The sequence below is a fragment of the Acidimicrobiia bacterium genome (genome assembly GCA_040880805.1).
Lineage (GTDB): Bacteria > Actinomycetota > Acidimicrobiia > IMCC26256 > DASPTH01 > DASPTH01.
The window spans coordinates 38,680-48,627 of sequence record JBBDHW010000004.1; the positions used below are offsets into that span (position 1 = coordinate 38,680).

General features: G+C 68.7%; 10 protein-coding genes. 6 read left to right on the forward strand and 4 right to left on the reverse strand.

The features are described 5' to 3' along the window. Positions 1–72 precede the first annotated feature (72 nt). A complete protein-coding gene (locus WD271_01020) occupies positions 73–1,734 on the reverse strand; it encodes an acetolactate synthase (GenBank protein ID MEX1006409.1) in 1,662 nt (553 codons plus the stop codon). A gap of 70 nt (positions 1,735–1,804) precedes the next feature. On the opposite strand from WD271_01020, the gene WD271_01025 reads away from it, so the two are divergent. The 3 genes from WD271_01025 to WD271_01035 are packed head-to-tail and all read left to right on the forward strand — an operon-like array spanning position 1,805 to position 4,364. Beyond that, entirely contained in the window at positions 1,805–2,899 is a 1,095-nt protein-coding gene (locus tag WD271_01025) for a hypothetical protein (GenBank protein ID MEX1006410.1), read from the forward strand. Between the two features lie 23 nt (positions 2,900–2,922). Next, on the forward strand, positions 2,923–4,014 hold the full coding sequence (locus WD271_01030; GenBank protein ID MEX1006411.1) for an amidohydrolase family protein: 1,092 nt from the start codon (positions 2,923–2,925) through the stop codon (positions 4,012–4,014). Then, the gene (locus tag WD271_01035; protein MEX1006412.1) at positions 4,011–4,364 is read left to right on the forward strand and encodes a hypothetical protein; all 354 of its coding nucleotides are present in this window, start codon (positions 4,011–4,013) and stop codon (positions 4,362–4,364) included. The genes WD271_01030 and WD271_01035 overlap by 4 nt, the downstream gene beginning before the upstream one ends. A gap of 12 nt (positions 4,365–4,376) precedes the next feature. Here WD271_01035 and WD271_01040 read toward each other — a convergent pair whose 3' ends face one another. Continuing rightward, entirely contained in the window at positions 4,377–5,657 is a 1,281-nt protein-coding gene (locus WD271_01040; protein MEX1006413.1) for a DUF427 domain-containing protein, read from the reverse strand. Between the two features lie 136 nt (positions 5,658–5,793). Between WD271_01040 and WD271_01045 the strand changes: the two genes are divergently transcribed. The 3 genes from WD271_01045 to WD271_01055 are packed head-to-tail and all read left to right on the forward strand — an operon-like array spanning position 5,794 to position 8,347. Further along, positions 5,794–6,909: a ferritin-like domain-containing protein gene (locus tag WD271_01045; GenBank protein ID MEX1006414.1), complete on the forward strand. Its 1,116-nt coding sequence runs from the start codon at positions 5,794–5,796 to the stop codon at positions 6,907–6,909. A gap of 56 nt (positions 6,910–6,965) precedes the next feature. Then, positions 6,966–8,156: a cytochrome P450 gene (locus tag WD271_01050; protein ID MEX1006415.1), complete on the forward strand. Its 1,191-nt coding sequence runs from the start codon at positions 6,966–6,968 to the stop codon at positions 8,154–8,156. Further along, complete coding sequence (locus tag WD271_01055) at positions 8,153–8,347, forward strand: ferredoxin (GenBank protein MEX1006416.1); 195 nt, start codon at positions 8,153–8,155, stop codon at positions 8,345–8,347. The genes WD271_01050 and WD271_01055 overlap by 4 nt, the downstream gene beginning before the upstream one ends. 16 nt (positions 8,348–8,363) lie before the next feature. Here WD271_01055 and WD271_01060 read toward each other — a convergent pair whose 3' ends face one another. Both WD271_01060 and WD271_01065 read right to left on the reverse strand, forming a co-directional pair. Beyond that, positions 8,364–9,605 (reverse strand): Fic family protein, encoded by a 1,242-nt coding sequence (locus WD271_01060; protein MEX1006417.1) that lies wholly within the window; start codon positions 9,603–9,605, stop codon positions 8,364–8,366. 54 nt (positions 9,606–9,659) lie between these two features. Next, a partial coding sequence (locus WD271_01065; protein MEX1006418.1) for a hypothetical protein occupies positions 9,660–9,948 on the reverse strand: 289 nt, incomplete at its 5' end.

Consider the following 9,948-nt stretch of genomic DNA (forward strand, 5'->3'; position numbering starts at 1 on the left):
CATGGTGCACGAGGCCCGCGGCTCGCTGTAGGGCCTTTGGACCCGATTGGTCGGCCCGTTGGGTGGTGCCGCCTACCCCAAGTTGCTCGAACGCGGGTAGGCGTCGGCGGGGTCGGTGAGCACATTGACGAGGGTCGGGCCGTCGAACGCGAACGCGCGATCGAGCGCGGGCCCGAGCTCCGCGGGCTCGGTCACGAGCTCGCCGTGGCAACCCAGGTCCTGCGCCACGAGGTCGTAGCGCGTCGCTGGGGCGAGGTCGCAGATCACGTCGTACCCGAACAGCGCCTGCATCGGGTGCTTCTCGAGTCCCCAGATCCCGTTGTTGCCGACGATGCCCACGACGTTCGCGCCGTGGCGCGCGAGAGAGTCGAGGTCGCCGAGGCTGAAGCCGATCGCGCCGTCGCCGTAGAGCACGACCGTCTGGCGTTCCGGATGGGCCAGCGCCGCCGCGAGCGCGTAGCCGGTTCCGGATCCGAGGCAGCCGTATGGACCGGGACCGAGGAAGCAGCCAGGCGTGTAGGTGTCGACGTACCGGCCCGCGTAGGACACGAAGTCACCGCCGTCGCCCACGACGATCGCGTCGCGCTCGAGCCGTCGGCGCAGCTCGCCGTATACGCGCACTGGATCGATCGGCGACGCGTCGGATGTGAGTCGCGCGTTGTCGGAGTGGCGCGCGGCCTGCTCCTCGTCGCGGAGCCGCGCCGCCCAGTCAGCCCGTGCCGCGCGGGCGCCTCCCGTGTCGCCGACGCGACCGACCTGCTCCACCAGCGCGCCGAGGGTCGCCCGCAGATCGCCGACGGTCGACGCGGCGAGGTCGGCGTGGGTCGCGACCGCGCCGGGCGAGTCGACGAGGTGGACCACGGCCGCGTCCGGGAACCGACCGAAGGAAAGCCGGAAGTCGAGCGGCGTGCCGGCGACGACGACCAGGTCGGCTTCCCGGAAGCCGACCGAGCGCGCCCGCGCGAAGCAGAGCGGATGGTCGGCCGCGAGCACGCCCCGACCCATGTCGTTGGCAAAGGCAGGAAGCGTGACCGCCTCGACGAGCGCGCGGGCTTCGGTCTCGCCCCCCGCCCAATACACGTCGCCGCCGATCAGCAGGACCGGGCGTTCGGAGGCCACGAGCAGTCCACTCACGCGCGCGATCGCGTCCGGGTCGGGTGCCGCGCCCGCCGTCTCCGCCGGCCCGACCGGCGCGATCACCGCGGCATCGGTGGGACCCCAGCGATCGAGGGGAACGTCGACGAACGTCGGGCCGCGGTGTGGCGTGCGCGCGGCCCGGAGCGCGCAGTCGAACGCGCCGGGCACGTCGTCGGCGGTGGAAGCCGTCGCCGCGTACTTGGTGATCGGCGCGACGAGGGGGACGTGATCGAGCTCCTGCAGCGAGCCCTGACCCCAACGACCCGCGGGCGCGCGACCGCCGACCACGAACACGGGCGTCCCGTTGAGCCATGCGCTCGTGATGGCACTGATGCCGTTCGTGACCCCGGGCCCCGCGGTCAGCGCGGCGACGCCGACGCGGCGAGTGACCTTGGCCCAACCCTCGGCCGCGAACCCGGCCGTCTGCTCGTGACGCGTGTCGACGAGTCGCACGCCTTCTCGGACGCAACCGTCGTAGAGCGGCCAGATATGGCCGCCGTTGAGCGTGAAGACAGTGTCGGCGTCGTGCGCGCGCAGCGTGCGCGCGGCCAGCACGCCGGCATGGGGAGTCGATCCTGCTTTCTCACTGACGCTCATACTGGTGCCTCCATGTCACGAGATCATGCCGGTTACCACAGGACGCCGTCGGCCTGGCATTCTGGGGGCGATGAGCGGACCGGTGCGGGAGTTCGACCTCTCTCCTCCTGACGCTCAGGAGATCCTGGCAGTGTCGCGCGGGATCGCCACCGCGGTCGCGCCCGAGTCGGGGCTGACCGACGTGCAGGTAGCGGTCCTCGAGGCGATCACGAAGGCCCTCACCGACGTTTCCGTCGACTACCGCGATCTCGAGCCCCTCGGCCCCGAGGAGCTGGCGCAGACGCTCGAGCGGCACGGCCCCGAATACCGGCAACGCATCGTGCACCACATGGTTTTGGGCGAGCTCGTCCTGCGACCGCTTCCCGCCGAGGTCGCGCAGAACGTCGCGACCTACGCGCACGCGCTGGGCATCGACGACGATTTCGTGCGTGTGGCTCGTCGCTACGCGCAAGGCACGTTCGGGCTCGCCTGGGTCGACCTGCGCCGGAGCGGTTTCACCGACCGGTGGGACGAAACGACGTCCGACGCCCTCCACACGTCGGTCGGTTTCGACGACCCGTTCGACCACCCGATCGCCGATCCTGCGCTCGAAGAGAGTTGGGCGGCGTTTGCCGAGCTGGAACCGGGGACCGTCGGGCGGACAACGTGGGAGATGTACGACACCCGAGGCTTCGCGCTTCCCGGTAATCCCAATGGCGCGTCGGCCTTCATCGCCCAACACGACTTCGTGCACGTGCTCGGCGACTACGGCACCAACCTGGAGGGCGAGTTGGAGACATTCGCGCTCGTGGGGCGGGCCGACCCCGACCCCAAGGGATTCGCGTGGATCGCCACGATGGTGGGCCTCTTCGAGACCGGCTACGTGCACGAGCAGGGCTTCTTCCAGATGGACGTGCGCGAGCGGAAGCTGCAGGGCACGGGTATGGGCGCGCGACTCGCCGACGCGTTGCGCCGCGGCAAGGCCGTCGCCGAGGGCTTCGGCACCGACCTGTTCGCGGTCGACTTCCACGCGCTCGCGCATCGACCGGTCGACGACGTGCGCGAGTTGCTCCATCTCCCGCCGAAGTCGCCGGACGCGATCGCCGCGGGCTCGGTAGGTCTCTCGGACCCCGCCGGAATGTCCGAGCGTCAGCGAGAGGCGTACGCGCGGCGAAGCCGAGGCTGACTCGGCCCGGTACAGTTCCGCACATGACCGCGACCTACCGAGGCGAGACGTTCATCTCGACCGACGCGCACGTGACCGAGCCGATCGAGCTCTTCGCCGAGCGAGTCGACGCCCAGTTCCGCGACCGGGTGCCGCGCATCGAGACCGTCGGCGAGTGGCGCACCCTGCTCGTCGAGAACATGCGGCCGCGACGGCTGATGCCTGCATCCGAGCGCGAGGTCGCTGTCGTCGGCGACTTCGACGCCGCCGATCGTCTGCGCGATCAGGCGCGCGACGGAGTGAGCGCGGAGGTGATCTTCCCGACCTTCGCACTGCAGGCCTGCTTCTCGTCCGACGACCCGCAGTTCCAGCGATCGCTGTGCCGTGCCTACAACAGTTGGGCGGCCGAGGTGTTCGACGATCCCCGCCTGCTCGCCGTCGGCATCGTGCCCATGCTCGACATCGACGGCGCGATCGAGGACGCGAAGCGAGTTGCCGAACAGGGCTTCCGCGCGTTGTTCCTCCCGGCGCACGTGCCGCAGCGCCTGTACAACGACGGGGCATACGACGCGTTCTGGGCAGTCGCGCAAGACATCGGCCTGCCGCTCACGTTCCACTCCGGCACCGGCCACGAGCCGCGCGTGGTGCGCGGCCCGGGCGGCGCGGTGATCAACTACATCATGGGCGCGCAACTCGACGGACCGATGGTGTTGCTCACCATGGCGGCCGGCGGCGCACTCGACCGGTTCCCGGGCTTGCGGCTCGTCACCGTGGAAACCGGCGCGGCATGGTTGGGGTGGATCATGACCCAGGCCGACGCCATCTACGAAGATCACAACATGTGGGCGAACCCCAAGTTGTCGCTCAAACCCAGCGAGCTGATCCGGCGTCAATGCGCCGCGACCTTCATGTACGACCCGGTCGCGATCAACAACCGCGACATCACCGGCGTGGAGACGCTGATGTGGGGCAACGACTACCCGCACCCCGAAGGCACGTGGCCCACGTCGCAAGAGGTCGCGAGCGGCCAGTTCGCCGACGTGCCCGACGACGATCTGCGCGCGATCGTGTCGGGCAACGCGGCGAAGGTCTTCGGCTTCGACGTCGCCGGCCTGGCGAATGCCGTCCCCGCGTGAGCATCCCGGTCGAGCTGCGACAACTGCACGAGGCGATCGACGACACCGACCGCGCCCCCTACCTGCTCACCGTGTCCGACGACGGACGTCCCCATAGCGTCGCCGTGGACTTCACGTGGCACGGCGACGAACTGGAGCTCTCGGTCGGGAACCGCACACTCGAATACGCGCGTGCACGCGCGCTCGTGAGCGTGCTCTGGCCGCCGAAGGAACCCACCGGCTACAGCCTGATCGTCGACGCCGACGTGACCCATACGTCGGGCACGGGCAACGGCGACAACATGATCCGCATCCGACCGACCCGCGCCGTGCTCCACCGCCCCGCGGCGGTTGCGACGGAGAACGCCTGACGCGACCCGTCGTCACATCGCGTTGGTCGCGTCGAGTCCCAGCGCGGAGGGATCTTTCGCGAAGCCGCGGATCATCGCCTGGACCGAGTACGAGGCGACGAGGCGGCCGTCCTCGGTGAACACGCGGCCTTCGCCCTGCGCGAGGCCCCGCCCGGCGTACGTCGCCGGGTTCGCGTACAGGAGCCACTCGGTCACTTCGACGTCGTCGTGGAACGCGATGGCGATGGACATGATGCCGGTCGACAGTGTGACGTGAGCGTGGGCCTCCCCGAAACCCGGGTGGGGCCGCATGGCGGCCGCGATCGTCCAGTGGGTCGTGGACTGGGCCATCAGGGCGGCGTGCAGGTACGGCTCGACGGGCGCGTCGCGGAAGCGGACCCAGGCGTAGATCTCGGGCGGGCCTACCTGGTCGGCGTCCTGCGAGTAGGCGCCGTCGACGATGCGCAGATCGCGGCCGGTCACGCGCATGTCGAGGGGCTCGGCCTCGTAAGGGCCGGGCACCGAAGGCATCTCGGCTGCACCCGTGAACACGTCGGGGGCGCCGGCGTCGAGCAGGAGCAAGCCCGTGCTGCGCAACTGGTCGTGCTGATCGACCACCTCGACCGTGGAGAACGTCCGGCCGGCCCGCAGGACCTCCACGTTCAGGTCGAGCGGTGCGTCGAACGAGGCCGACTTCGAGAAGATCATGTACGCCGACGTCACTCGCTGATGCGGGACCGTCTTCGACGCGGCCACGATCGCCTGCGCGAGCATCTGGCCGCCCTCGACCACGTTGCGCGACACGTCGCGGTACGGCGGTCCGACGAATCGGTTCGGTCCGTCAGGCTCGACGTCGAGCAGCCGGAGGAGATCTGCCGCGTCGCCCCACGCCGGGAAGCGGTTCGTGGTGACAGCGCGCGCGTCGTCGCCGGCCCACCGCTCCTCGAGCTCGACGCGGACGCGCTCCTGGTAGAAGGCGACGTGGCCCTTGATACCCCCGACCTCGTCGAAGGGCCGGCGATAGGCCCACACCAGGTTCTCCTCCGGCGGGTCACTCGCGGTGAGCGTCCAGTAATCGGCCTCGCCCTTGAACGGACAGACGGTGTGGCGGTCGGTGGGCGTGAACAGCTCCCAGCGGACGTCGTCCTCGGGGAAGTACAGCCGGTCGACGTGTTCGGTCTCCTCGGCGCGCAGGCACGAGTCGCTCTCGGCCAGCAGCAGGTCGCCGAACCAGACCCGCGCCGTCGCCCCGCACGGCACGAGATCGATCTCATAGTCGGGGTAGCGCCCCCACGCCGACTCGACCTCGGTCACCGACTCATCACCCCCAGTCGGCGCGCATCGTATCCGCGGCGCGCCCGACGGGCCGCCGCCGCACCTCCCCGGGACGTATTGTTCTCGGGTTACCGGTCGGTAACATGATCGGGTCGGACTACGAGAAGAAGCTGCCATGACATCGAACTCGGAGCTCATCGGTCGCAACGAGGTGAACGACCTCGACGCGATCCTGGCCATCACCAACACCGACGTCGACGAGGTGGAGCACGCGGTCCGCGCCGATGCCGAAGCGATCTTCACGTGGGACTACGACCGGAGCCGTCCCGCGCTCGTGAAGCTCTACGAGAAGGCCAAGACGTCGCAGTGGAACGCCAACGACCTCCCATGGGACACCGACGTCGACCAGGAGAAGGTGGCGGCGGAGAACCAGAACCAGAACGGCTTCAACCGCGAGGGCGACTTCGCGGGCACCCCGTTCGAGAAGTGGGGCGACGAGGAGTGGGTCCGCTTCGGCGTGGAATCGCAGAACTGGACCCTCTCGCAGTTCATGCACGGCGAGCAGGGCGCGCTGATCTGCACCGCGCAGATCGTCGAGACGGTGCCGTGGATCGACGCCAAGTACTACGCCGCGACCCAGGTGATGGACGAAGCCCGCCACGTGGAGGTCTTCGCCCGTTACCTCGACACCAAGCTCTCGGGCTACTACCCGATCAACGCGCACCTCAAGATGCTGCTCGACGACATCATCGCCGACTCCCGCTGGGACATGACCTACCTCGGGATGCAGATCATGGTCGAGGGCCTCGCGCTCGCCGCGTTCGGGTTCCTCCACCAGATGACCACCGAGCCGCTGCTCAAAAAGCTGCTCCGCTACGTCATGAGCGACGAAGCCCGTCACGTCGCGTTCGGCGTGCTCTCCCTCAAGGAGTACTACGCCGAGCTCGGCGCCGCCGAGATCAAGGAACGCCAGGAGTTCGCGTTCGAGGCCGCCGTGCGCATGCGTGACCGGTTCCTCCAGCAGGAAACGTGGGAGCGCCTCGGCGTCGACGTCAAAGAAGCCGTCCGTGCCATGCAGAACTCGCCCGACCGCCCGATCTTCCAGGGCATGTTGTTCTCGAAGATCGTGCCCAACTGCAAGAAGCTCGGACTGCTCGACGCCGGCGACGGCTGGTTGCGCGACCGCTTCACCGAGCTCGGCGTGATCCAGTTCGAGGACTGGGTCGACACCGGCGAGGAGTACACGCTCCTCGACGAGGTGGCCAAGGACCGGGCGTCTGCTCCGGCGTAACGGGTACGGTCGGGGGACGGAGGCTTCGCGCGACGGCTTCGATCGCAGGGAGTGACATGACCCAGACCCACAAGTCCGACGCGACCCGTGCGCTGCTCACTTCGGCCACCGCCGACGATCCTCATCCCAACTACCGCCGGTTGCGCGAGGAGTGCCCCGTCGCGCGTCGCGACACCGAGCCTCGCGGCGAGGTCTTCCTCAGCCGCTACGACGACATCTTCTGGGCGATGCGCCACCCGGAGTACTTCACCTCCGAGGACATGGGTCTGTACCTCGGCGAGCAACCCCAGATTCCGCTCGAGGTCGACCCCCCTCAGCACACCAAGTACCGGCGGCTGCTCAACCCCCAGTTCGTACCCCGCGAGATCGAGAAGCTCGAGCCCGAGGTGCGCGGCACCGTGCGCGAGCTCATCGACGGCTTCGCGGGTCGCGGCTCGTGCGACTTCCACGAGGAGCTCGCCACGCCCTTGCCGTCGCGCATCTTCCTCCCGCTCATGGGCCTGCCCCGGGAGGACCTGCCCAAGTTCCTGCAGTGGCGCGACGACAACGTCCGCCCGGCGGTCGAACCGGGCGACTTCGAGGGGGCCGCACGGATCCGCCGGCAGGCGAGCCTCGAGATGAACGAGTACTTCCGCGAGGCGATCGCGCTCCGGCGGGAGGAACCCAACGACGGCCTGCTGTCACAGATCGTCCAGTGGACGATCGACGGCGAGCCGTTGAGCGAGCGCGAGCTGCTCGGGATGAGCCACCTGCTCCTCATCGGCGGGCTCGACACCGTGACCGCCACGCTCGACTGCATGATCGCGTTCCTCGCGGCGAATCCCGACCACCGACGCGAGATCGTCGACAACCCCGAGTGCATACCCGCCGCGGTCGAAGAGCTGCTGCGATGGCTCACCCCGGTGATGCTCGTTCCGCGAGCGGTCGCGCAAGACGTGGAGCTGCGCGGTGTGCAGCTCAAAGCGGGCGACAGCGTGAACCTCGTGCTCGGCGCGGCCAACGACGACGAGGACGAATTCGGACCCTCGGAGGTCGACTTCGCGCGTGACCCCAACCGGCACCTCGCGTTCGGGGGCAGCCATCACCTGTGCCTCGGCGCGCACCTCGCCCGGCTGGAGTTGCGCGTCGCCCTCGACGAGTTCCACCGGCGGATCCCCGACTACCGCGTCGCCGACGGTGCGGAGGTCCACTACTCCCTCGGTATCCGCCAAGCCGAGCACCTTCCACTGGTGTTCGATCCCGCATGAGCGTCGAGATCCAGATCAACCGCGAGACGTGCATGGGGTCGGGCAACTGCTCGTTCTGGGCACCCGGAGTGTTCGACCTCGACGACGAGGGATTGGCCGTCGTTACCGGAGATCCGACCGGTCGTGAAGACCGCGTCGAGTTGGCAGCCCAGCACTGCCCCACCGCGTCGATCACCGTGCGGCAGGGCTGAACCGCCGGAAAGTCCGTCAGCCTGCTCCGCGCTTGCGTCGGCCGATGCGCTGTTCGAGTCGATCGAGTTCGTCGAGCACGTCGGCGACCACCCAGACCCGGTCGCGCTCCTTGCCGGTCACCTCGGTCAGGATGCGTCCCTCGGCGAGACGCTCGAGCGCGTCGTAGATCCTGCGCACCGACGAGCCCGCGGCAGCAGCAGCAGTCTTATCAGTCAGTACCGGTGTGTCGAGGAGTCGATCAAGAAGCTTGTCGGTGGCAGAACCTCCTCGCGCGTGCACTGCCCCTCGCCAGCGTCCCGGCAACTCGGCGAGTGCCAGAGCGCTCGTGGTCGCCTCATCGGACGCGAGGGTGGCCGCGTTCGCGGTGTACCTCACGAAACCGTCAGCATCGCCGCCGCGATAGGCGTCGAGGCGCGCAAAGTATTCGTCGACGTCAGCGAGCATGACCGACGCGATCGGCACGACCAGCCGGCGAGTGAGCCGTCTCCTGCGCAGCACCACGTTGATCAACGCGCGCCCGATGCGCCCATTGCCATCGGTGTAGGGATGAATCGATTCGAACTGCGCGTGCACGATCGCAGCCTGCGACAACACGGGAACGTCGGTGTGGTTCGCCGCCGCTTCGAGATCGCCCATCAAGGCGCCGACAAGTTCGCGAGGGGGCGGCACGTACTCGGCAAGCCGTGGCGAGAAGTCGTTCCCTCCGATCCAGTTCTGCATCGGTCGGTGAGTACCGGCGTAGTGTCCCTCGGTTGGGTCGTCGGCGAGCAGCCTTCTGTGCGCTTCGTCGATCACCTCTACCGTGAGGGGACTCGTTTCGGCGCGGTCGACGAGACTCCCGATCGCCGCGACCGCGGCAGCAGTTTGACGGGCTTCCTCACCTGCGTGCTGGCCGGCGAGCGCTCGCGCGAAATCGTCGAGGTTTGCGTAGATCCGTTCGATCTTCGAGGTTGCAATCGACTCCGACCGAAGCAGGAACCCACTCAGCGCACCGAGCCGCGCTCCAATGCCCTCATCGAGGGTCACGATCGCTGCCGCGGCCTCTTCGACCGCGATCGTGGTCGACGGCGAGAGTCGAGGAGTGATATCGGCGATGCTCGGCGGGATCGAGACCATGATCTCTTCGAGCGTGCGATCCTCGTACGGGGGCCGGCGTCCAGAACTGTCGCGCGCGTCGGGGTTGGTCGTCCATGGGCGAGGCTCCTGCGTGTGCGCCGGCCATTCGGCCACGACGGCCACCGAACGCGGGTCAGCCACGTCGGGTCCCATCACCAACCAGCGCTCGGCTGCTCATAAGTGACAGTTTACTCTTTAACTGTCGTTAGTGGGGGCCCATAGCGACGGTTCTCGCAGCTCTGGCTCGGGGGCAATGCCGAGCACGGCCGTGGCGGCTGCATCCGAGACAACTCGAACTGGACGGTAGGTCTCGACGAGTGACGCGTCGGGCGGCTCGCGCTCGACCACCGGGTTCACCGCGTCGGCGTCGAGCCGCTCACCGAGCGCGGCCGCGACGACCAACCGCGCGCCGACGGACGCGGCGTCGTCGACGGCACGCCGTACCACGGGGAGCCCGCTCGCGGCCGCGAGCACACCGCGCCAC